This window comes from Clostridium saccharobutylicum DSM 13864 (assembly GCF_000473995.1).
GTDB classification, from domain to species: Bacteria; Bacillota; Clostridia; order Clostridiales; family Clostridiaceae; genus Clostridium; species Clostridium saccharobutylicum.
The window spans coordinates 1,993,922-2,016,021 of record NC_022571.1; the positions used below are offsets into that span (position 1 = coordinate 1,993,922).

Annotated in this window: 19 protein-coding genes and 1 other annotated feature; of the genes, 15 read left to right on the forward strand and 4 right to left on the reverse strand. The window is 27.3% G+C overall.

Annotated features, from left to right (window positions below):
- Positions 1 to 11 precede the first annotated feature (11 nt).
- The 3 genes from CLSA_RS08690 (at position 12) to CLSA_RS08700 (ending at position 4,441) form a co-directional block, all read left to right on the forward strand.
- A complete protein-coding gene (locus tag CLSA_RS08690) occupies positions 12 to 953 on the forward strand; it encodes a 2-keto-3-deoxygluconate permease (protein WP_022745483.1) in 942 nt (313 codons plus the stop codon).
- Between the two features lie 528 nt (positions 954 to 1,481).
- Positions 1,482 to 2,321 (forward strand): BglG family transcription antiterminator LicT, encoded by an 840-nt coding sequence (gene licT / locus CLSA_RS08695; RefSeq protein ID WP_022745487.1) that lies wholly within the window; start codon positions 1,482 to 1,484, stop codon positions 2,319 to 2,321.
- Positions 2,322 to 2,536: 215 nt separating this feature from the next.
- Positions 2,537 to 4,441: a beta-glucoside-specific PTS transporter subunit IIABC gene (locus CLSA_RS08700; RefSeq protein ID WP_022745490.1), complete on the forward strand. Its 1,905-nt coding sequence runs from the start codon at positions 2,537 to 2,539 to the stop codon at positions 4,439 to 4,441.
- 197 nt (positions 4,442 to 4,638) lie between these two features.
- Here the strand turns inward: CLSA_RS08700 and CLSA_RS08705 are convergent, their stop codons facing one another.
- Both CLSA_RS08705 and CLSA_RS08710 read right to left on the reverse strand, forming a co-directional pair.
- The gene (locus tag CLSA_RS08705) at positions 4,639 to 5,577 is read right to left on the reverse strand and encodes an AEC family transporter (protein ID WP_022745493.1); all 939 of its coding nucleotides are present in this window, start codon (positions 5,575 to 5,577) and stop codon (positions 4,639 to 4,641) included.
- A gap of 50 nt (positions 5,578 to 5,627) precedes the next feature.
- Positions 5,628 to 6,308, reverse strand: a complete 681-nt coding sequence (locus CLSA_RS08710) for a GntR family transcriptional regulator (RefSeq protein ID WP_022745495.1) — start codon at positions 6,306 to 6,308, stop codon at positions 5,628 to 5,630.
- A 265-nt stretch (positions 6,309 to 6,573) separates the two neighbouring features.
- Here CLSA_RS08710 and CLSA_RS08715 point away from each other — a divergent pair, with 265 nt between their 5' ends.
- The 7 genes from CLSA_RS08715 to CLSA_RS23415 all read left to right on the forward strand — a co-directional run bounded on the left by CLSA_RS08715 (position 6,574) and on the right by CLSA_RS23415 (position 14,631).
- On the forward strand, positions 6,574 to 7,677 hold the full coding sequence (locus tag CLSA_RS08715; RefSeq protein ID WP_022745498.1) for a CobW family GTP-binding protein: 1,104 nt from the start codon (positions 6,574 to 6,576) through the stop codon (positions 7,675 to 7,677).
- 18 nt (positions 7,678 to 7,695) lie between these two features.
- Positions 7,696 to 8,634, forward strand: a complete 939-nt coding sequence (locus CLSA_RS08720; RefSeq protein WP_022745500.1) for a TIGR03943 family putative permease subunit — start codon at positions 7,696 to 7,698, stop codon at positions 8,632 to 8,634.
- A 219-nt stretch (positions 8,635 to 8,853) separates the two neighbouring features.
- Positions 8,854 to 9,082, forward strand: a binding site (T-box leader).
- A 400-nt stretch (positions 9,083 to 9,482) separates the two neighbouring features.
- Positions 9,483 to 11,504 (forward strand): methyl-accepting chemotaxis protein, encoded by a 2,022-nt coding sequence (locus tag CLSA_RS08725; protein ID WP_022745503.1) that lies wholly within the window; start codon positions 9,483 to 9,485, stop codon positions 11,502 to 11,504.
- 396 nt (positions 11,505 to 11,900) lie between these two features.
- A complete protein-coding gene (locus tag CLSA_RS08730) occupies positions 11,901 to 13,049 on the forward strand; it encodes an ROK family protein (RefSeq protein WP_022745506.1) in 1,149 nt (382 codons plus the stop codon).
- Between the two features lie 4 nt (positions 13,050 to 13,053).
- A complete protein-coding gene (gene lgt / locus CLSA_RS08735) occupies positions 13,054 to 13,842 on the forward strand; it encodes a prolipoprotein diacylglyceryl transferase (protein ID WP_022745507.1) in 789 nt (262 codons plus the stop codon).
- A gap of 253 nt (positions 13,843 to 14,095) precedes the next feature.
- Positions 14,096 to 14,302 carry an alpha/beta-type small acid-soluble spore protein gene (locus CLSA_RS08740; protein ID WP_022745508.1) on the forward strand — a complete coding sequence of 69 codons (207 nt, stop codon included), beginning with the start codon at positions 14,096 to 14,098 and terminating at the stop codon, positions 14,300 to 14,302.
- Positions 14,303 to 14,469: 167 nt separating this feature from the next.
- A complete protein-coding gene (locus tag CLSA_RS23415) occupies positions 14,470 to 14,631 on the forward strand; it encodes a hypothetical protein (RefSeq protein WP_169729026.1) in 162 nt (53 codons plus the stop codon).
- A gap of 460 nt (positions 14,632 to 15,091) precedes the next feature.
- On the opposite strand, the gene CLSA_RS08745 is transcribed toward CLSA_RS23415, so the two are convergent.
- Complete coding sequence (locus CLSA_RS08745) at positions 15,092 to 15,493, reverse strand: MerR family transcriptional regulator (RefSeq protein WP_022745510.1); 402 nt, start codon at positions 15,491 to 15,493, stop codon at positions 15,092 to 15,094.
- Positions 15,494 to 15,552: 59 nt separating this feature from the next.
- A complete protein-coding gene (locus tag CLSA_RS08750) occupies positions 15,553 to 17,292 on the reverse strand; it encodes a 1-deoxy-D-xylulose-5-phosphate synthase (protein WP_022745511.1) in 1,740 nt (579 codons plus the stop codon).
- Positions 17,293 to 17,526: 234 nt separating this feature from the next.
- On the opposite strand from CLSA_RS08750, the gene CLSA_RS22465 reads away from it, so the two are divergent.
- The 5 genes from CLSA_RS22465 (at position 17,527) to aat (ending at position 21,992) form a co-directional block, all read left to right on the forward strand.
- On the forward strand, positions 17,527 to 17,808 hold the full coding sequence (locus CLSA_RS22465; RefSeq protein WP_077393770.1) for a hypothetical protein: 282 nt from the start codon (positions 17,527 to 17,529) through the stop codon (positions 17,806 to 17,808).
- Entirely contained in the window at positions 17,802 to 18,242 is a 441-nt protein-coding gene (locus CLSA_RS08755) for a ferric reductase-like transmembrane domain-containing protein (protein WP_335618170.1), read from the forward strand. The genes CLSA_RS22465 and CLSA_RS08755 overlap by 7 nt, the downstream gene beginning before the upstream one ends.
- Positions 18,243 to 18,606: 364 nt before the next feature.
- The gene (locus CLSA_RS08760; protein WP_022745513.1) at positions 18,607 to 19,260 is read left to right on the forward strand and encodes an SGNH/GDSL hydrolase family protein; all 654 of its coding nucleotides are present in this window, start codon (positions 18,607 to 18,609) and stop codon (positions 19,258 to 19,260) included.
- Positions 19,261 to 19,372: 112 nt separating this feature from the next.
- Positions 19,373 to 20,941 carry a coiled-coil domain-containing protein gene (locus tag CLSA_RS08765; protein ID WP_022745515.1) on the forward strand — a complete coding sequence of 523 codons (1,569 nt, stop codon included), beginning with the start codon at positions 19,373 to 19,375 and terminating at the stop codon, positions 20,939 to 20,941.
- 400 nt (positions 20,942 to 21,341) lie between these two features.
- On the forward strand, positions 21,342 to 21,992 hold the full coding sequence (gene aat, locus CLSA_RS08770; RefSeq protein ID WP_041716527.1) for a leucyl/phenylalanyl-tRNA--protein transferase: 651 nt from the start codon (positions 21,342 to 21,344) through the stop codon (positions 21,990 to 21,992).
- Positions 21,993 to 22,100 lie beyond the last annotated feature (108 nt).

Below are 22,100 nucleotides of genomic sequence, written 5' to 3' on the forward strand. Positions count from 1 at the left end.
CAGGTGTTTAAATGAAATTTAAGATTTTAAAAAATATGCAGAAAGTGCCAGGCGGCATGATGCTAATACCTATGTTTATTACAGCATTAATAAATACAATATTTCCACAAGTTTTAAACATAGGTAACCCTTTGACAGCTATGTTTACAAGTAAAGGAACCATGACAATTATAGGCATTATGTTATTCTGCATGGGTATTCAAATTGATTTATCACAAATAAAGAACATGATGAAACGTGGTGGCGTGATACTTGGACTAAAACTTGTGTTAAATGTTTTTGTTGGTGTTGCAATAATTAGATACTTTGGTATTGATGGCTTTTTAGGTATATCTGCTACAGCCTGGATAGCATGTATTACCAGTTGTAATCCTGGACTTTACATAGCTTTAATGCAGGATTGTGGAGATAAGATTGATAAATCTACATTTATTTTAATGAATATAGTAGGACTTCCTTTCATACCAGTATGTATTTTAAGTTTTGCATCAGGAGGCGGTTTAGATATAAATAGCCTTTTGGCGACATGCATACCTTTTATTCTTGGAATGCTTATTGGATACTTGGATTCGGAAATTAAGGAGTTTACAAAAGATGGAGTTAAATTTTTGTTACCATTCCTAGGTTTTTGTCTAGGTGGTGGTATTGATTTAAAAACAGTTGTTCACTCATGGTATCATGGAATGTTTTTGTATTTAGCATATATGTTACTAAACTGGCCAATATTACTTTGGGTTGACAGAAAAATTTTGAAGCAGAGAGGACATAGTTCTACTGCAATTTGCTGTGTAGCGGGATTGTCTTTAACAGTGCCAGCACTGATGGAAGGGGTATCAGGAGCTTATTCAGCAAATACTGCTATGGCAGTTGCCCAATTATCATTTGTAGTTTTTATATCTGCAATAATTACACCTGTTCTAGTTAATATGATAAACAAAACAGAAACAGCGTAATATAGACAATCAACTTGTAACTTAGACTTATGATGAAACTCACCGAAAGAAGCTGTATTCTTTTTCGCGATTGCTAAATAATCGGACTGTGGATTTCTATCAGCAGAAATTGAACCTATTCATGCATGATTCTCAAACAATCTGGACAAGCAGAAATGGAACAACTTCTACTAAAGAAATACCTACAGCCTAATTATAAATGCAACACTTTGAAAAAGAATATAGCTTCTTTCTAGTTGAGATGAATTACATATAAGGACAAAGTATTTGACATATAAAAAAGATTGTGATATCATTTACATATAAAGAAAAAGGGTTGTTACTGGTTATGCAGGCTTTACCACTTTATAAATGATATTTAAAAATATTATTTGTGGTATGGTCTTTTTTTGTACCACAATAATATGATATATACATTTTATTTTTAAAATGAAAATTTAGGGTTTGTATTGGAAATAAATACTATATCTATATCTTTATTAGTATATTTGTTTAGTTTATTTATTACATACTTAGAGGGGAACAATCATGAAAATAAAGAAGATAATAAACAATAATTTAATTCAATCTTTTGATAAAAATAACAAGGAAGTTCTTATTATGGGATGTGGGCTTGGATTTGGAAAAAAAGTCGGAGAACTTATTGATCAAAGTAAGATAGAAAAGATTTATTCTCTTGAAAATAAAAATTATTCTAATAAGTTAATAGAGTTATTATCAGATATTCCTTTAGAAGTTATCCAAACAACTAATGAGATAGTATCTTATGCAAGGTATTCTCTAGGAAAGAAACTTAATGATAATATTTATATTCTATTAACAGATCATATAAATTTTGCAATGGAAAGAGTTGAAAAAGGTTTACAATTTAAAAATGCGTTATTATGGGAGATAAAAAGATTTTATAACCATGAGTTTTTAATTGGTAAAGAAGCTCTTGAAATAATCAAGAAAAAATTAAATGTTGATTTACCAGAAGATGAAGCGGCAAATATTGCGTTACATATTGTTAATGCTCAATTGAATTCTAATAATATGGATGATACTATGAGCATGACTAATATGATTCAAAGTATTTTAAATATAGTAAAGTTTCATTATAAACTAGAATTAGATGAATATTCACTTCATTATGAAAGATTTATTACTCATTTAAAATTTTTCTCTCAAAGAATATTTAGTGGTAAGGAAATTAAAGATGAAGATGCAAGTCTTTCTGAAATAATGAAAATGAAATTTAAGTCAGAATATGAGTGTGTTGAAAAAATTAAAAAATATATTAAAAGTGAATTCAATGCTGAACTTACTGATGAAGAAATGATGTATTTAGCGGTACATATAAACAGAGTTACAAAACAAACTGAATAATAGGCGGGATTGTTACTGATAATGCAGGCTATACCTAAGAAATGTAGAATGAGCACTCTTTTACATTCCTTGGGTATTTTTTATAAAAAAGTATATACAATAAATGAGAAATGTTAAAATGCAAGAATGTTACCGTATGCAAAAAAATGCATTATGGGCTTTACTTCATTAAAATTAATTATTAAAAAATTTATTTTAAATGGAGGATTCGTATTATGGATTATTCAATAGTAGCGAAAAAAATATTAGAAAAAATAGGTGGAGAAAGTAATGTAAATAGTGTTATGCACTGTATGACAAGACTTAGATTTGTATTAAAAGATGAAAGTATTGTAAATGATGAAGAAGTTAAAAAAATAAAAGGTGTCATGGGTATCATGAAAAAGGGTGGTCAATATCAAATAATTATAGGAAATGAAGTTTCTAAATGTTATAAAGAGATATTGAAGCTTGGTAATTTTAGTGACAGTTCTAATAAAACTGAAGGCTCAGGCGAAAAACAAGGTATAATTACAAGAGTATTAGATGTGATATCAGGAAGTATGTCAGCTACAATGCCAGCAATTATTGGTGCTGGTATGATAAAAGTTTTAGTTGTATTACTTACAACACTAGGAGTTTTATCAAAGGATAGTCAAACATGTGCTATATTATCAGCACTTGGAGATGCAACATTTTATTTCTTGCCAATGATACTTGTAATGTCAACTTCTAAAAAGTTTAATATTAATCCATACACATTTGCAGCAGTAATAGGTGTTATGGTATATCCGGATTTTGTAAAGTTGCTTGGGACAGGGGATGCTGTATCATTTTTAGGAGTACCAGTTACACCAGCAAGTTATGGATATTCAGTTATTCCAGTAATATTGATGGCATGGGTAATGAAATATATAGAAGAAATTGTAGAGAAAATAACTCCAGCAGTTACAAAGAACTTTTTAAAACCAATGTTAATATTACTTATAGCTATGCCAATTGCAATAATAGTTATTGGACCAATTGGATTTTTAGTAGGTAAAGGTTTATCAACAGCAATGTATACAATTCAAGATAAAGCAAATTGGATAGCATTACCATTAATGGCGGCGTTTATGCCACTTATAGTTATGACAGGAATGCATTGGGCATTTGTACCTATGGCATTAGCAGCTTTAGCAAATCCAGGAGGATATGAAACATTATTATTAGTTGCAATGCTTCCATCTAATTTAGCACAAGGAGCGTCATCACTAGCAGTATCACTTAAGTCTAGAAATAAAGAGTTAAAACAAGTTGCAAGTGCATCAAGTATTTCAGCTTTACTTGCAGGAGTAACAGAACCAGCAATGTATGGCGTAACAATAAAATATAAAAAGCCTTTAATAGCAAGTATGATAGCAAGTGGTATAGCTGGTCTTTATGCAGGAATTGTAGCTTTAAAAGTATATGTTTTTGCAACACCATCACTTATAGCTATAGTTCAATTTATTGATCCAAATGGAAGCTCAAACTTTACTAACGCTTTAATAACAGCAGCTATTGCAATTGTAGGTTCGTTTGTATTAACATGGATAATTGGATTTGATGATCCAGCTAATGAAGAAGATGAAGATAACGAAGAGATTTTAAATGAAGACATAATGGAAATTAAAGAAACTGCTTTAGATAAAATGGAATCTAAAAGTGAAGCAGTAATTTTAGCTCCAATTCAAGGGAAATCAGTATCATTAAGTCAAGTAAATGATATAACATTCTCAGAAGAAATAATGGGAAAAGGTGCAGCTATAATACCAAGTGTAGGTAAAGCAGTATCGCCAGTCAATGGAGTAATTTCAGCATTGTTTGAAACAAAACATGCTATAGGAATCACATCTGATGATGGAGTAGAAATTTTGATACACATAGGCTTAGATACAGTAAAATTAGGAGGAAAACACTTTACAGCTCATGTTAAGAGTGGCGATAAAGTAAAGGCAGGAGATTTATTAGTTGAATTTGATATTGAGGCTATTAAAAAAGAAGGATATGAAGTAATAACTCCAGTTCTTGTTACTAATGTAAATGACTATAGAGATATATTATCATTAATCGATAAAGATATAAAAGAAAAAGACGAATTAATAAAAGTAATAAGATAAAATAGAATTAATAAATATAGAAAATTATATTAAAGCAATTGTATAAAAGGTAAGGGACTGAAAGAAGATAAAAAAATTATTCCAGTTCCTTACTTTTTCTATAAGTTTTTTAGTGTAATGTTCTATATTAAAAGTTATAAATTTTTATACAAGATGAGTTTCTAGAGTTAAAGAAAAGATACTAGTGGAAACATTGATTAACTCAATATTAACATATAAATAGGAATAACTAGTAAGCTGAGAATTGTTGTTATAATTGTATTAACTGTAGCATATTCGTAGTCAGCATTATAGCATTTTGAAACAATTGAAGTGTTAGTCATAACAGGCATAGCAGCTTGAATAACAAATACTTCTTTGGTAAGTAATGGTGTGTTTGAAAAATTACATAACATAAAAATTAGCATTGGTGAAACAACAAATCTTCCTAAAAGTATTGCCAGCATATCAATACTGAACTTAAATTGCTTTAAGTCAACAGAATGAATTGTTATTCCTATAAATAACATTGCTAGAGGTGTAGTTAAATTACCAAAGTATTTGCATGTGTCTAAAATAAATTTTGGTAGATGAATATTAAGTACTACAAGTATAACTCCTAGCACAAAACCTATAAGTGGTGGTGATATAATTCTTTTTAGTGTATCCAAAGAGAAGATATTAGCATTTTTAGATTCTCCATCTCTGCTTATTTCATATGCACCAAGAGTCCAAAAAAAAGTTGTATTAGCTATGTAATATAATAGAACACTAGGAATACTTTTTTCTCCAAATAGAGCCATATTTACTGGAAGTCCAATAAATATAGAATTAGATACAAAAAACATTGATCTAAAAGTACCAATTCGTCCTTTTCTAACTCTTATAACTTTCGAAATTACTACAGCAATTAAATAACCAATAGCCATAGAAGTAAATGGAGCGAATAGTCCTGCACTTAAATTAGTTAATTTATCTCTATCAAAGCTTTCAGTAAACTGAGAAATCATAAGACAGGGAATTGCTAGATTACATACTAATTTTGAAAAAAGTTTAGAAGTCTTTTCATCAAACCATCCTTTATGAGATAAGAAATATCCAGCAGAAATCATAAGAACAATGCTGAATACACTTCCTAAAGCATTAAAAATAACCATTTTACATCCTCTCCTTTATTAAATCTATTTCAAAAAATAATAATTAATTTTTAAATTGTATAATTCATAGAGATAATATCTTTTAAATGTTGTAAATCATTATTTATATGGTTATACATTGTTTGGGCAGCTTTTTCTTCATCACGTTTTTTTATAAAATGAAATATTTTAAGATGATAGTTGAAAATATCCATATTTCGGTTGTGCTCATAGATATCTATACTTCTATAAAAATGAGTAAGCAAATTTAAATGGCTGCTCTGATTTTGAAGGCGACTATTTTGACTGAAACTTAAAATTAAATTATGAAATTGAGTATTTAATGAAATAATGTTTTGAATCAGTGTGTCATCAAAATGTTCTATTTTTTCGTTAGTTTCTAATAATATATTTTCAATTTTTTCTAAATCTTTATTAGAAGCTTTACGTGTAGTTAATCTTGCTGCTTGAGACTCTAAAGCTTGGCGACATTCGTAAATATCCTCAATATCCTTTAGCGTTGGTTTATATACTGTAATTTTAGACTTATTATCAATCAAAAGTAATCCATCTTTTTCTAATGAACGTATAGCTTCTCTTACTGGGCTTCTACTTATTTGGAATTCACTAGCAAGCTTTGATTCATAAATTCGATCACCAGGTTTTAAGACTCCATTAAAAATCATTTCTTTTATTGAATTATAAGCTTGGCTATAGTAAGAAGGCGCTTTTTCAATTTTGTAATTATCCATTTCTATCTCCTTGTATCAATAAAATGTATACTGTCGACACTATAATTTTATTATAACCTTTATATTCCATGTAATCAATATATTAGTTGATGGGATATCTATAATCTCACTTTGCAAATATATGCTATCAGATTATTATTGAAAAATTAAGCAGAAGTGGTAACATTATAGATGTTAGAAATATTATTAAATATAATACCATTAATAATATTAAAGCTAATTGTATTGATAATAATATAAATTACATATAGAAAGGATTTTTAATATGACAAAAATAGATATTATTTCAGGATTTCTTGGAGCAGGGAAGACTACTCTAATTAAAAAATTAATAACAGAAGTTTTTGAAGGTGAAAAGCTTATGTTAATTGAAAATGAATTTGGTGAAATAGGAATTGATGGAGGTTTTTTAAATAATTCAGGAATTGAAATTACCGAAATGAATTCTGGTTGTATTTGTTGCTCTTTGGTTGGTGACTTTGGAGTTGCTCTTAAAGAAGCATTAGCTAAATATTCACCAGAACGTATAATAATAGAACCATCTGGAGTAGGAAAATTATCAGATGTAATTAAAGCAGTTGAAAATATAAAAGATGAAGTTAATATTAAACTTAACAGTTTTGTTGCAGTTGTTGATGCAATGAAGTGTAAAATGTATATGGATAACTTTGGAGAATTCTTTAATAATCAAATTGAAAATGCTAATACTATTGTTTTAAGCCGTTCTCAAAAACTTTCTGAAGAAAAATTAGAATCATGTGTATCGCAAATAAGAAAACATAATAGTAATGCAACAATAATAACTACAAATTGGGATGAAATTAATGGAAAACAAATCCTTGAAGCTATGGAAAGGGAAAATTCACTTGAAAAAGAACTTTTAACAGAAGTAAAAGAACACCATGAACATCACCACCATGATGAAGAATGTGGCTGCCATAACCATGAACATCATCATGATGAAAATTGTGGATGTCATGATCATGAGCATCATCATAGTCATGATGAAAACTGCGGTTGTCATGACCATGAGCACCACCATCATCATGAAGGATGTGGTTGCAATGATCATAATCACGATCATCATCATGCAGATGAAATATTCACAAGTTGGGGAGTAGAAACACCTAAAAAATATTCTAAATCAGAAATAAATGATATATTAAGAATTTTATCAGAATCCTCAGAATGTGGTATCATTTTACGTGCAAAAGGAATAATACCATGTACTGAAGGTGGTTGGATTAATTTTGATTTAGTTCCAGGTGAATATGAAGTACGTGAAGGCGTATCTGATTATACAGGAAGATTATGTGTCATAGGCACAAATATTAATAAAAATAAAATACAAGAATTATTTCATATATAAGAAAGAAGGGATAAAATCATGAGGGATATACCAGTTTTTCTTGTTACCGGATTTTTAGAAGGTGGCAAAACTACTTTTGTTAAAGAGATATTTAATGATCCAGAATTTGTAGAAGGAGAAAATATCACTTTAATTGTTTGTGAAAGTGGTATAGAAGAATATGAACAGGATTTTCTAAATAAGAACAATATTGATATAGTATATATTAATAAAAAGGAAGGTTTAACATATTCATTTTTAAATCAATACAATGAAGAGCACAAGCCAAGTAAAGTTGTATTAGAATACAATGGTATGTGGCAATATGATGTTATAGAAAATTTACATATGCCTAAAGGATGGGAAATAGCTCAAGTTATAACACCTATTGATGCTTCTACTTTTGAGAGTTACATGAACAACATGAAGTCTTTATTAATAGAGCAATTTAAAGATTCAGACTTAATCATATTTAATCGTTGCAAAGATGATACAAATAAATTGAAATTTAGAAATAGTGTAAAGGCTATTAATGCAAGAGCAAACATGATTTTTGAATTAGAAAACGGTGAAATAGATGACAGACCATTAGAGTTACCTTTTGATATAAATTCTAAAGTGATAGAGTTTAAAGATTATGATTTTGGAGCATGGTATTTAGATTCACTAGAGTCACCAGCAAAATATGAAGGCAAGAGCATAAAAATGAAGGGAATTGCATCTATTAATCCTAATTATCCAAAAAATATTTTTGCTTTTGGAAGAAATGCTATGACTTGCTGTGAAGATGATATTTCATTCTTGGGTATTTTATGCCAAACTAATAAACCATTTAAATTTAAGGATAAAGAATGGATTGAAGTGGAGGGCGTACTTCATAAAAAGTTTATAGATTATGAGCAACGAGATATTCCATTTTTAGTTGTTACCGATTATAGATCAATAGATAAAATTGAAGATGAATTAGTTTACTTTTAATTTTATACAATAGATAAATAATTTAAAATTCAAATATTAGGTAATAATTAGAGAAACAGATACTCACTGCTGCTTTTAAATGTAACAAAATAATATTTTTATTGTGAAATATAAAGTATTATTGACTAATTATGCCATCTACAATATAATTATATTGTAGAAACTATAGTAAATTAGTATGAATACTAGTATAGTTTGTGATATATGGATTAATATTATGTTAATGCGATGAAGGGAACAAGTATATTAATGGAAGTTTTCAGAGAGGAGTTCTTAAAATAGCTGAGAGGAATTCTAAATTGAATTTAATAGAATGCATCCTAGAGCACTAAGCTGAAATATATTATTAGGCTTAGCAGGTGTGCCTGATATAGCACAAAGAGATGTTATGTTTATAATTTTAAACATAATAATCAGAGTGGGACCGTGGAAATTTTCTGCCTCTGTTTTTTAACAGAGGCAGTTTTTTATTGAAAGAAAAAGTATACATTTTGAAAAAGATAAACAAAAAAACATTATAAATATAAAACTTTATAGATATCCAAATTATAAATCATACTTATTCGATAATTTACCGAAATTCCATACAGTTTTGTTCCACACCACAGGACTACGAAATTTTCACTGGAAGGTTCTAAGTGCAAGGTTGCACCAATTTCTGCATGCCCTAATATAAAATTAAGGCAAGCAAGAAAATGGTACAGCCTTGTACTAAGAACCTTCACAGTTCAATTTCAATGCCTGTTTCACAAAAATGTATGTAATTTCTAGTATAGAAACATATTCCAATTATAAGTCTAATTCTTAAATTGGATATCTATAAATTACTAGAGAGAAGGGGTTGTATTATGGATGAAAAAGTATTAAAAAAGAGGGAGAGTATAAAATTTAAAATTCTCACCATACCTTTAGCTGTTATGTTTACTGCTATACTAATAATTTCTATAATTACTATAGGGGTAGTTAAAACTAAGGTTATGGAGAAAATGAAAAGTGATGGTATTGAGTTAGCAAATCAAATAGCAAATCAAGCTGATAATAATAATGCTGCTATGTCTTCTTTAAATGAATCCATTGAAGAAAGAATAAGAACACTTGCAAATTTTGTTGCTAATAACTCTGATAAAGTCAATAATGATTATTTAAGTCAATTAGCTAAACAATTTAATGTAGATGAAATAAATTTTACAGATTCTACAGGTAAAATAATTTATTCAAATTTACAGCCAAGTATAGGTTCTGTATTTGGAAGTGATCATATATCTTATCCTGTTTTAAAAGGTGATAAAAATGAATTTATGGAGAATATTAGAAAGAGCAGAGAAACAAATAACTATTATAAATATGGATATGTAAGAAAAAATGATGGTGGAATGGTTCAAGTGGGAATCTTGGCAAATAAAGTACAAAGTTTAAGTACAAGCTTGGAAATGCAAACTTTGATAGAAAAATTAACTGATGGTCAAAATGTAGTCTATGTAGCATTTATAGATAAAAATTCAAAAATAGTAGCTCATAGTGAAAAAGACAATATAGGTAATAACGAAGATAATGAAGGGATTAAGACAGCTTTAAATGGAAAAGTATATTCTAAAATGGATTATTATAAAGGGAAAATACAAGTACATAATATAATGGTTCCAGTTGATAATAATGGTGAACAGGTTGGAGTAGTTGAACTGGGAATTTCAACAGAAGGTATAAATAAGACTATTAATGGAATAATAGCATTAATTTTAGTTATAGCTATAGCATCAATAATTGTAATATCAGTTATTATGTTTAAAATAGCTAATGGTATTACTAAACCATTATCTGAATTAGTTAATATTTCACAAAAAATATCTAAAGGTGAATTTGATAATGAAGTATCAATAAATAGTACTGGAGAAATAGGTATTTTACAATCAAGTTTTAATTACATGAGCGATAGCTTAAGAAGTACTATAAGAAAAATAAAAGATGAAATATCTACTGTAAATAATATGGCTTCAAGTCTTAGCTCAAATGCTGAACAAATGACAGCTGCAACTGGCGAAGTTACAAATTCTATACAAGAAATAAGTGTAGGAGCTTCAAAGCAATCAAATGACTTGTTAGAAATTGCAGATCATATTTCAAATTTAGCTGATGAAGTAAATAATATTGAAAATAAAATTTCAAATGTAAAAGAAAGTTCTGCCTTTACAGAAGATAAAGTAAAGATAGGTAAGGAGCAGATGGAAGTTCTTTTAAAATCCATTGAAGATATTAAGAAAGCATTTGAAGTAGTTGATAATCATACTAATAATTTGAATTTAAGTGTATCACAAGTTGGTCAAATAACTTATGTTATAAATGAAATATCAGAACAAACAAATTTACTTGCACTTAATGCAGCTATTGAGGCGTCAAGAGCAGGAGAAGCAGGAAGAGGTTTTGCTGTAGTTGCAGAAGAAGTAAGAACACTTGCAGAACAATCAAAGCAATCTACTGAGCAAATACAAAAGTTAATTCAATCAATAAGTGGTGAGACAATCAATGTAATAGATACATCTGATCAAGTTAAAGCTTATATAATGAATCAAGTTGGAATTGTTAAGGAGACTATGAACTCATTCAATGATATGTTAGATGCAGTAGCTAAAATATCGCCACTTGTGGAAGACACTTATGCATCTATTGAAAAGACAATAAGAGTGAAAAATACAGTATCAGATAAGGTAGACAACATTACTGCTGTATCAGAAGAAACAACAGCAGAATCAGAAGAAATTTCAGCATCTTCAGAAGAATTGCTAGCAAGTTCTGAGGAAGTTTCAAAATTTGCTTCAAAATTAAGTGATGTCGCTGAAGAAATAAGTAAAGAAACTAGCAAATTTAAATATTAAATTAGAGAAGAAATTATATCACGTAAAATTTTATGAGATTGTTAGAAAATTAAACTAATTTTTTAATAGGAAATTTATAAAACTTTATGTCTAAATGAAATATGACAAGTAAAGTGGATGTAGCTAGATTTGTGTAAAACAAATCTACTACATTCTTTTTTTATTGTTTAATGGTTAATTTGGAGTAATATGCTTGTAAGTAATAAGAGGGGATTTTGGTTAAATTAGTCCTAATTTTTGTTTATATATTTTTTTATCTTTACAAATACTAAAGCTCTTTTTGAAAGGGTGATCTTCTTAGGCATTATATATGAAAAGTGTCTAGTATAAATACAAAACTTATTTCTAAAATGGTTAAAAGGTGATATTATTAATGTTAAGAAGGGAAGTGAAATTTTGGAGTCATATGAAAGTTTTTATTTATTGAATGATAGATGCAAATACATATTTGATATTATACAAAAAAATGGTCCTTTATCTAAAAGTGAGATAATTAATATTACTAAAATAAAATTAACAACATTAAATAGAGACCTTCAAATTTTGATTGATAAAAAAATAATTATAGAAACAGATATAGGTGAATCAACAGGTGGAAGAAAGCCAAGTTTATATAATGTAAATCCAAATGATTTTTATATAATTGGCATTGATATTTCACGAACATATACTAGAATAATAATAACCAATTTGAAACTAACAATACTTGGAGAAAAGTTGCTAAGTGATGAATATAGGATTGAAACTGTAGAGAAAAGTATACCTAATTATATAAAGGGTTTATGTAGAAATTTAAAAATACAAAAATCATCAATTATAGGGATAGGAATAGGGATAGTTAGTGGTTTTAATGTTGAATATTTGAAATATACGTTAAGGCAAGAATTAAGTGTACCAATGCATATAGATAATGGTGCTAATGCAGCAGTTATAGGAGAGTATAATTTTGGAATTGGTAAAGGTAAGAAGAATATTGCTTATGTGAATTGTGGAATAGGGATAAGAACTGGAATTGTATCATCAGGGATTTTAATTCGTACAATAAATAATTTAGAAGATGTATTTGGACATATGATTGTTGATGCAGATGGTGAATTATGTTCATGTGGTAATTATGGATGTATAGAAAGTTATGCATCAATATCAAATATAACAAAAAAGTTTATTAATCAAATAAAAAAAGATAGTACATTTGCTATAAACAAGAAAATAGAATGCATTGATTATAAGGATATTTGCAGTTTAGCAGAAACAAAAAATGAAGTGGCAATGGATATAATAAAAAATTCAGCGTTATATTTTGGAATAGGACTTTCAAATTATATGAAATTATTTAATCCAGAATTAATAATATTAAGTGGCCCTTTAATACAACATTCAAAGTTATTTTATGATACATCTAAAGAAATAGCTTATGAAAAATGTCATATAAAGAATAATGATATTCAATTTAGTAATGGAGGATATTATAAAGATAAATCTATAGCTGTAGGAGCTTGTGCTATGGTTATACAAGAACTACAAAATAAAAAAATAAGGAGATGAAATTATGAATCCAACAGCATTTTCAATTGGAGGACTTGATGTAAGATGGTATGGTATATTAATTGCTACTGGAATGGTAATAGGAATGTTAATGGCAAGCTATAATTGTAAATGGAGAGAAGTTGATTATGATAATTTGCTAAATATTGTACTTCTTTCTATTCCAATTGGTATTATAGGTGCTAGATTATATTATGTAGCATTTGAATTTGAAAACTATAAGAATAATATTATGGAAGCATTTAATATAAGGCATGGAGGACTTGCTATACATGGAGGACTTATTTTTGCAATAACAACAGCATTAATATATACCAAAGTTAAAAAACTTAATTTTATTAAATTTGCAGATGTAGCAGCACCTTCTATAATTTTTGCACAAGCATTAGGAAGATGGGGAAATTTTTTCAATCAAGAAGCACATGGTGATGCCGTGAGTTATGAATTTATTAAGCACTTTCCTATGTTTATTCAAAAAGGTATGAATATAAATGGAGTATATTATAATCCAACTTTTTTATATGAGTCTATTTGGAATATAACTGTTTTTGTAATATTAATGATTATATTAAGGAAAAGTAAAAGAAATGGGATAGTATTTTTTACATACATTGGTTTATACTCTATGGGAAGATTCGTGATTGAGGGAATGAGAACAGATAGCTTAATGCTTGGAAACATTAGGATTGCCCAATTAGTAAGTTTAAGTGGAGTAGTTATTTGGATAATATTTATATTTTTAAATTATTATAAGAGTAAATTAAAAGGAGGTTCAACCAAGAAAAGACCATAGTATTTTTATATTAAATTGAATGTTATTTTAAGAATATTTTTGTAAATTAATGACTTCTACTATAAAAAAATTATAGTAGAAGTTCTTATTTATATAATTTTTATTAAAATTGAGTTGAAAAGGTAAAGTATTTAAAGTTATCTAATGAAACTTTTTAATGGTACCTTTGTAAACATTTAAATAGATTATATTTTAATATAATGGTTAATATAATAGTGTCCAATAAATTAATAACTAAAGGAGGATGATATATATGTCATCAAATAATAGTGGAAGAAACAGAACTTTAGTACCAGAAGCAAAACAAGGTTTAAACAGATTAAAAACTGAGGTTGCATCAGAAGTTGGATTAAACGATTATGAAAACCAAGATAAGGGAAACCTTACTTCAAGACAAAACGGAAGCGTTGGCGGTTATATGGTTAAACATATGATAGAAAGCTATGAACAACAATTATAAAAAATAGGAAATGATAAATGCACTAAGCTTGCTTAGTGCATTTATCATTTATATTTTGGATAATTAAATTGTTTGAAATATAAATTTAAATAAAGAATATAGTGATTAAATAATAGAATATAAGGCAAATATTAATATATAATGAATTATAGTAAAGGAGAAATGAAATGTTTTATATTAGTATTTTATATAATTTGTCTTTATTTCTGTTAGGAGTATGTATAGTAACTACGTTATCAGCAGTATGTTATATTATAGAAATAATAAAATATACTAAGAATATTGAAAAAATAAAAATTAGAAATATAACTTATAAAAAAGATTATTAAACAATTTAGTAGAAGTAATAAAATGCAGCATACACTATTTAGTGCAGTGCTACATTTTGTATTTTAAAATATAGATGAATTTTAATTATTTTATTTTAAAATTTGTGATATTAGCAAAGATTCAAAATAAGATACAGTTTAATCACAGATTATAATCAAGAAAATTGATGTATAAAGAAATAATGAAATAAGACACTAAAAAGTAAAATTAAACTTAATTTCTTAAGAAACAAAATACTTTTTCAATGCCTTATTTTTAAATTAGAACATATTGCTCCATAGATATTAAACATCTACTATAATTATGTTATATCCAAATAAAGAAAAAATATACTATTTACGAAATAGATTCTATATTGAAAATACGATATAATATTTCGGCAGGTTATTAGGCACGTGAAAATAAATAATAAGTCCAATTTGCCATGGATATTTTTTATCAGGCAAATGGACTTGTTATTTATTTGAATATGCCTTTTATTGGATTTATAGCATCAGAGTCTTCTTTTTGCTGTTTTTCGTAATAGTTTATTTTTTTATTTATTGTTATTAAAGATGCATTTAAAACTTCAATTTCATTTTGAATATGTTCTTTTTGATCTAAAAGCATTTTATGTCTTTCATTAACAGATTCTTTTCCAAGCTTACACAATTCAAAATAATGCTTTATATTTGAAATAGACATTCCAGTATTTCTAAAACAGCATATTAAAGCTAACCATTCTAAATCCTTGTCTGTATATTCTCTATTTCCATTAGGCAAACGTTTGATAGGCGGTAAAAGTCCTTCCTTTTCATAATAATGAAGTGTTGGAATATTTAAATGAAATTTTTCTGAAACTTCCTTTATAGTATAAACCATACAAATTCCTCGTTTCCTTAGCTTAGTTACTGCACAAACCTAAAGTTCCAATTATTTATCTATAAAATATCATTAATAATTTGATCAACAGTTAAGTGATATCTTTTATATAATTCATTTAAAGGTACACTATCAGTAAACTCCTTATTAGCACCATAATTAAAAACTTTCATATTTGTAGGGCCAAAGAATCTAGCTATTTTTTCACCAAATCCACCATTTAAAAGACCGTCTTCAAGAGTAATTACAGTATTATGGCTATCTAACAATGAAGTTAACATTTCTTCATCAATACCTGTAATAAATCTTGGATTGATTAGTGTAGGATTTATTCCTTTCTTTTTTAATTCTTCTGCAACTTCTTCACCTAAGCTAAAGAAGTTTCCAAGTCCTATAATAGCAATTTTTTCACCTTCAACAACTTTTTCAAATTTGTTTAATTCATATTTTAAAGAAAGTTTATGATTTAATTCTTTAATTTGAGAAGATGATATTCTAATAGCAACAGGAAAATCAGTTTGTTCAAGTGCCCAATCTATCATTGCTGTCACTTCTTCTTTATTAGTTGGTGCTAAATATACTAGGTTAGGTATGTTACTCATCATTGGTATATCAAAAATTCCTAAATGAGTAACATCACTACCTGAAAGTCCAGCACCTTCAACAATAATTACTGCAGGATTATTGTTTATACATAAATCTTGAGATATTTGGTCATAAGTTCTTTGAATAAAAGTACTAGGGAAGAAAGCAATAGGCTTCATTCCTTGAGAAGCTAATCCAGAAGAAAAGGCAATAGCGTGTTCTTCTGCAATTCCTACATCAAAATATTTTTCAGGATGACTTTCTCTAAATTCACATAAATCTAAAGCACCTGGAACAGCTGCATTAATTACAACAATTCTATTGTCATTATCAATTTTTTTAGTTATGTGATTTATAACAGTTTTCTTATAAGTTTCCTTAGAATTAACACCAATAAGCTTTCCAGTTTCAATGTCAAATGGTGGTGTCCAATGGAAATTTTCCTTATAAGTTGATGCGTAAGAATATCCATTACCCTTTAAAGTATGTATATGTACAACAATAGGCTCATCAATATCCTTTATTTTTTTTAATTCTTCTATTAATACATTAACATTATTTCCTTCTTCGATATAAACATACTTAAAACCTAAAGCTTTAAAGATATTCATTTCAGCAGTTCCATTTGTTTTTCTAAGAAGTGCAAGATTGCCATAAATTCCTCCATGATTTTCTGCTATAGACATTTCATTATCATTGACTATTGTTATAAAATTAGATTTAAATTCAGCAACATTATCCAATCCTTCAAAAGCTTCTCCACCACTTAAAGAACCATCGCCAATTATTGCAACTATGTTTTCTTTAGTGCCTTTAATATCTCTTGCTTTTGCTAAACCACTTGCTAAGCTGACTGATGTTGAAGTATGGCCTATAGTGAAAAAGTCATGTTCACTTTCAGTTGGAGAGGTAAAACCAGTTACAGTTTTATATTTTTCTTCAATTTGAAATGCTTCTTTTCTTCCAGTTAATATTTTATGAGCATAAGATTGGTGACTTACATCCCATACGAATTTATCTTTAGGAGAATTAAAAACGTAGTGAAGAGCTACAGTTAGTTCAACAATTCCTAAATTAGGACCAAGATGTCCACCAACTTTACTAACTTTAGTTAATATACAATTTCTTATTTCAGAGCATAAAGAATTTAGTTCATCTGAATTAAGATTTTTAATATCAGATGCATTTGAAATCTTATCTAAGATATTATTCATTATTTTTACCTTCTTTCTCTAATAGAACTGTTTCATGTGCTTAAAATTTAGAAACAGAATTTTTATTTTTTTGAATGTGATTTATAAATGTTTGATGTATTTATGATAGCACCTAAAGTGCACTTTAGGTCAAGTAAAAATACAAACATATTAAATATTGACTTAATAAAAATAATAAAATATAATGTTAATGATATTCATTATCATCAGTATTATATTTTGAGGAGAACAAACATGATTTTTATTTATACATTAATTTTAGTAACATTATTGTCATTAGTTTTTACATCATCTATCAAAAAACAGTATTATATTTATTACTCTATATCAGGAGTCATTGCAATACTAACATCTATATATGAAATCTTAAGAATAACATCTAATATGAAGCTTGAGGGAGTTATTCTTACATTAGAAAAGACTTCTATAAGGGGATTAATATCAATATCATTTTTTATATTGGTAATGTATGCCGGAGCTTTGAATTCAAAGTGGACAATCACAAAAAAATGCTAAGTATTAGAGCAGAATTAGCAATCATTGGATGCATTATGATGTTGCCTCATGGGTTTATATATTTTATTCGTTTTTTAATACTCAAACTTCCTAAAATTATGACTGAAGGCAAATTTCCAATATTATATTTTAGCTATATTGGCATAGGTATTATAGGGTTTATTGTAATGATACCATTATTTATAACATCAATAAAGAAAGTTAGACGAAAGATGCAAGGGAGAAGCTGGAAAAGACTGCAAAGATGGGCATATTTATTTTATTTATTAGCATACGTTCATATTTTACTAATACTATTAAATGAAAGTAAGATAGACTGGTTGAGATTAAGTACTTATACAATGATTTTTGTTGGATATATGATTTTAAGAATATTTAAATATAAAAATAAGCAAAAAATAGGATTACGTGTAATATGTAATACTAATAATTAAAATTAGTTAGAGGTAAGTTATCAATGCCGCATTATTCAGAAACGAATTTGTGGCATTTTTTATTTTGATAAAATACACATTAATAATAAAGGTATTAGATAAATGGATTGTAAAGGTGAATTTTAATATAAGAGGTATGTGTGGAGTTAGAAATGCATTATAATTCCATATAATTATGTTAATATATACTTATAATAATAAATATTAACGCAAAAATTAAGAATAATTTAGAAGATGATTGTATAAATAATAAAAACATATGTCAATTGTAATTAATATATGTAATGGAAAATAAGTATGATATAAAAATGCAAATGTTTTATGTAAAAATAAGAAATAAATGATGAATAGGGAGGAAAAATTTATGAAACATATACTTTGTTATGGTGATTCTAATACACATGGATTTAATCCAGAAAATCGGGGAAGATACGATTATAATGAACGTTGGACAGGAATTTTGCAAAACTTGCTTGGAGAAGAATATCGTATTATTGAGGAAGGATTAAATAGTAGAACAACAGTATTGGATGATCCTTATGATATTTTAAAAAATGGAAAAACATATTTAACTCCATGTATTAAATCTCATTATCCATTAGATTTGGTTATTATAATGCTTGGTTCTAATGATATGAAGGAAAGATATCATGTACCAGCATGTGATATAGCAAAAGGTGCTGGTATTCTTGCAAAGATGGTTCTTGATATCACAGCAGAGAAAAGTTCAACAAATACTTCAGCAAAAGTTTTATTAGTATCTCCTTTATATATTGGAAAAACTATAACAAATTCTAATTGTGGTGAAGAGTTTGGTTATATGAGATCATATGAACTATCACGACAATTAGCTCCTAAATATGAGGAAGTTGCAAAAAGTCTAGGGATTGAATTTATGGATTCAGCTTTAATTACTGAGCCATCAGAAATTGATGCTTTACATCTTTCAGCACAAGGTCACAAGGCTCTTGGTGAAGCTTTTGCAAAACGTTGTATTGAAATGTTGGCTGATGAATAAATATGAGATATAATATAAAAAAAGAAGTAATTTTATACAAAAAATATTAAAACTGTTAAATGAGTATGGTTTTAAAAGCAACTTATGGATAATATATACTAAGGAGATAAATATGCCTAATATTTTTGATGGATTTAGAAAAATGTCAGATGACGATATAATAGAACAAATTGCATTGATTGAGACTATGAATATAGCTAATATATCAAAGCCAATTATACAAAAAGCTAAGAAAAAAACTATAAGTTTAATTAATTTTTTAGGAAGTAAAGTTGGAAAGAATCGTATAATTGAAGAGCCAGAAGTAAAAGAAATATGGGCTTTGGTAGATGAAAAGAAAGCTGAACTAAAAAAAATTTCAAGGGATCAATTAGATGAAAGACTATTAAATATTATTATTGGGAAATCTAAAAATGATATAGAAGATTTAACAGAAGACGAAATATCGATAGATGTAATAGAAGAAGCTGCTAAGTTATATAAACTTGATATATATTCAACACCATGTCAAAAAGCTGATAATATTTATATGAAATATTCAGAAATACTTAGTGAAAAAAATAAAGATTATGAAAATAAGCACAGCTTGATTGATTTGCAAGAAACAGCTAAGCATATAAAGGAAATTTTTTATAACATGAATGATGAAGAAAAGAAAAATTTTGAACAATCAGTAGATGATGAAAAACCAGTACTAACAAATATGCTTAGAAAAGTTAATAGACAGCATTTTGCAAGACTTGTATGGTTAAGTGTGAAAGCTTATGGAGGTAGGTTTACACCAATGGAAGAAATGCTTCCAAGTTTTATAAAAGATGAAAAAGAGAATAGAATAATAAAACTACAAGAAAATCTAGAAAAATCAAAAGAAGAATTATTAGAAGCTAAAGATAAGATGGAATCATGTAAAGAAAAAATAAATCCTATAGAGAAAAAGTTAAAAGATCAAAATGCTTTGCTAAATAATGCAGTTCAGGATAGAAAAGAATCAAATGAGGATATAATAATTCTAAAAAAATTCAACTCCAATTTAGAAAAATTAAAGAAATCCGAGGAGAATAAATTAAAAGAAATTAAAGATGCCATGGGATATGCAGGATTAAAAAAATTAGATCTATTAATGGAACAATTTAAAGAAGTAAAATTTAATATAGCAGATATTAATAATAAGCTTTCGGATATTCATATAGAAATTTCATATAAAAATGAATTAATAAAAAAGTACACTAAGTTAATATCAAATAAAGAAAGAAATATAAAGGAAATTAGTATTGAATTTCAACAAGTTAAAACAGATGCTCAGAATTTAATAGAAAATTATAATAAAAAGAAAGAAGAGGTAGATAATAAAGAAAAACAAAAAATAACTGATATTTTTGAAAGATGGAGTAAGATTTTTAATAAGTTTATTTTTGAATTTGATAATTTAAGTAATATAATTAATTTTTCTGTAAGAGAATTACTTCATATTGAGGAATGTTTATATGAATTACATTTGATAAAAGATCCAATGGCTATGAGTATGGGAGTAATAGAGGATAAGGGAAATAAGGAACAAAAGAATGAATGTCAGTATATTGATATAGCTTTTTCGGATGATTTTGAAATTGAAATACAATATAAAGTACTAGATAATGAAGAAAAAACAGTTAATATATTAGAAATCACAAAAGATTTTTAAAAATTTAGGCACGTGCAAATAAATAACAAGTCGAATTTGTAATGGATATTTTTTATTAGACAAGGAGGTAAATTACCTTCATAGTGGGAGTATTAGCAAAATTTGCCGACGTAGCATGAATGAAAATGGGCTGGCAGATGGGACTCGTTATTTATTTGAATGTGCCCTTATATAGAGAATATCCTATCACATGAATAAATATTTAACAGGACATCTTTAATTACATAATTAAAAATTAATATTGTCAGGATTTAAGCCAAGGTGACCACAGAATAAAATGTGTCGTATAGAATCCAAATCTTTTGCTGAAATATTGAAATCAAATATTTCAGCATTTTCTTTAATGCGATTTGGTGTTATTATAGTGATTAAGTACAGTTATGGTAAGGAAGTGAATATATTGGCAATATATAGGTTAACAAAAGAAATTATATTTCCAAATCCAGAACTTTCGGAAGAAGATGGACTTTTAGCTGTTGGTGGAGATTTGTCTTTAGAAAGACTTATTTTGGCTTATTGTAATGGTATATTTCCATGGTATAGTGAAGGAGATCCAATTCTTTGGTGGTGTCCAAAACCTAGATTTATTATGATACCAAATGAAGTTAAGATTTCTAAATCGATGAAAAAAATTATTAGAAAAGAAAAATTTAAAGTGACTTTTAATAATGATTTTGAAGGTGTAATAGGTAATTGTAAATTACTAAGAGAAATTAATAATGAAGGAACTTGGATCAATGAGGACATGAAAGATGCATATATAAATCTCTTTAATAATGGATATGCGATGAGTGTTGAAACCTATTTAGATGAAAAGCTAGTTGGAGGATTATATGGAGTTAAAATAGGAAAAAGTTTTTTTGGAGAAAGTATGTTTTCTAAAGAAAGTAATGCATCTAAAATAGCATTAATTAAATTAGCACAAAAATTGAATGATGAAGGTTTCATATTTATAGATTGCCAAATGCATACAAATCATTTAGAAAGTATGGGGGGAAAATTTGTAGAATGGGACGTTTTTAAGAATTTACTTAATAAAGGACTAGAATAGTAAGTAAGATTTTAACTTTAATATGTTATATTTGTTTATGTATAAATTTAAATTACATAAATTGTACTATTGAAGAAAATGGTTTTATTCTTGTTAATTTAGTATATA

Bases quoted from the DNA above. Each gene is read 5' to 3' on its own strand.
- CLSA_RS08740 (WP_022745508.1), top strand. From the start codon at position 14,096: ATGTCATCAAATAATAGTGGAAGAAACAGAACTTTAGTACCAGAAGCA.
- CLSA_RS08750 (WP_022745511.1), bottom strand. From the start codon at position 17,292: ATGAATAATATCTTAGATAAGATTTCAAATGCATCTGATATTAAAAAT.
- licT (WP_022745487.1), top strand. From the start codon at position 1,482: ATGAAAATAAAGAAGATAATAAACAATAATTTAATTCAATCTTTTGAT.
- CLSA_RS08755 (WP_335618170.1), top strand. From the start codon at position 17,802: ATGCTAAGTATTAGAGCAGAATTAGCAATCATTGGATGCATTATGATG.
- CLSA_RS08715 (WP_022745498.1), top strand. From the start codon at position 6,574: ATGACAAAAATAGATATTATTTCAGGATTTCTTGGAGCAGGGAAGACT.
- CLSA_RS08710 (WP_022745495.1), bottom strand. From the start codon at position 6,308: ATGGATAATTACAAAATTGAAAAAGCGCCTTCTTACTATAGCCAAGCT.
- CLSA_RS08705 (WP_022745493.1), bottom strand. From the start codon at position 5,577: ATGGTTATTTTTAATGCTTTAGGAAGTGTATTCAGCATTGTTCTTATG.
- CLSA_RS08760 (WP_022745513.1), top strand. From the start codon at position 18,607: ATGAAACATATACTTTGTTATGGTGATTCTAATACACATGGATTTAAT.
- CLSA_RS08745 (WP_022745510.1), bottom strand. From the start codon at position 15,493: ATGGTTTATACTATAAAGGAAGTTTCAGAAAAATTTCATTTAAATATT.
- CLSA_RS08720 (WP_022745500.1), top strand. From the start codon at position 7,696: ATGAGGGATATACCAGTTTTTCTTGTTACCGGATTTTTAGAAGGTGGC.
- CLSA_RS22465 (WP_077393770.1), top strand. From the start codon at position 17,527: ATGATTTTTATTTATACATTAATTTTAGTAACATTATTGTCATTAGTT.
- CLSA_RS08725 (WP_022745503.1), top strand. From the start codon at position 9,483: ATGGATGAAAAAGTATTAAAAAAGAGGGAGAGTATAAAATTTAAAATT.
- CLSA_RS08700 (WP_022745490.1), top strand. From the start codon at position 2,537: ATGGATTATTCAATAGTAGCGAAAAAAATATTAGAAAAAATAGGTGGA.
- CLSA_RS08765 (WP_022745515.1), top strand. From the start codon at position 19,373: ATGCCTAATATTTTTGATGGATTTAGAAAAATGTCAGATGACGATATA.
- lgt (WP_022745507.1), top strand. From the start codon at position 13,054: ATGAATCCAACAGCATTTTCAATTGGAGGACTTGATGTAAGATGGTAT.
- CLSA_RS08690 (WP_022745483.1), top strand. From the start codon at position 12: ATGAAATTTAAGATTTTAAAAAATATGCAGAAAGTGCCAGGCGGCATG.
- CLSA_RS23415 (WP_169729026.1), top strand. From the start codon at position 14,470: ATGTTTTATATTAGTATTTTATATAATTTGTCTTTATTTCTGTTAGGA.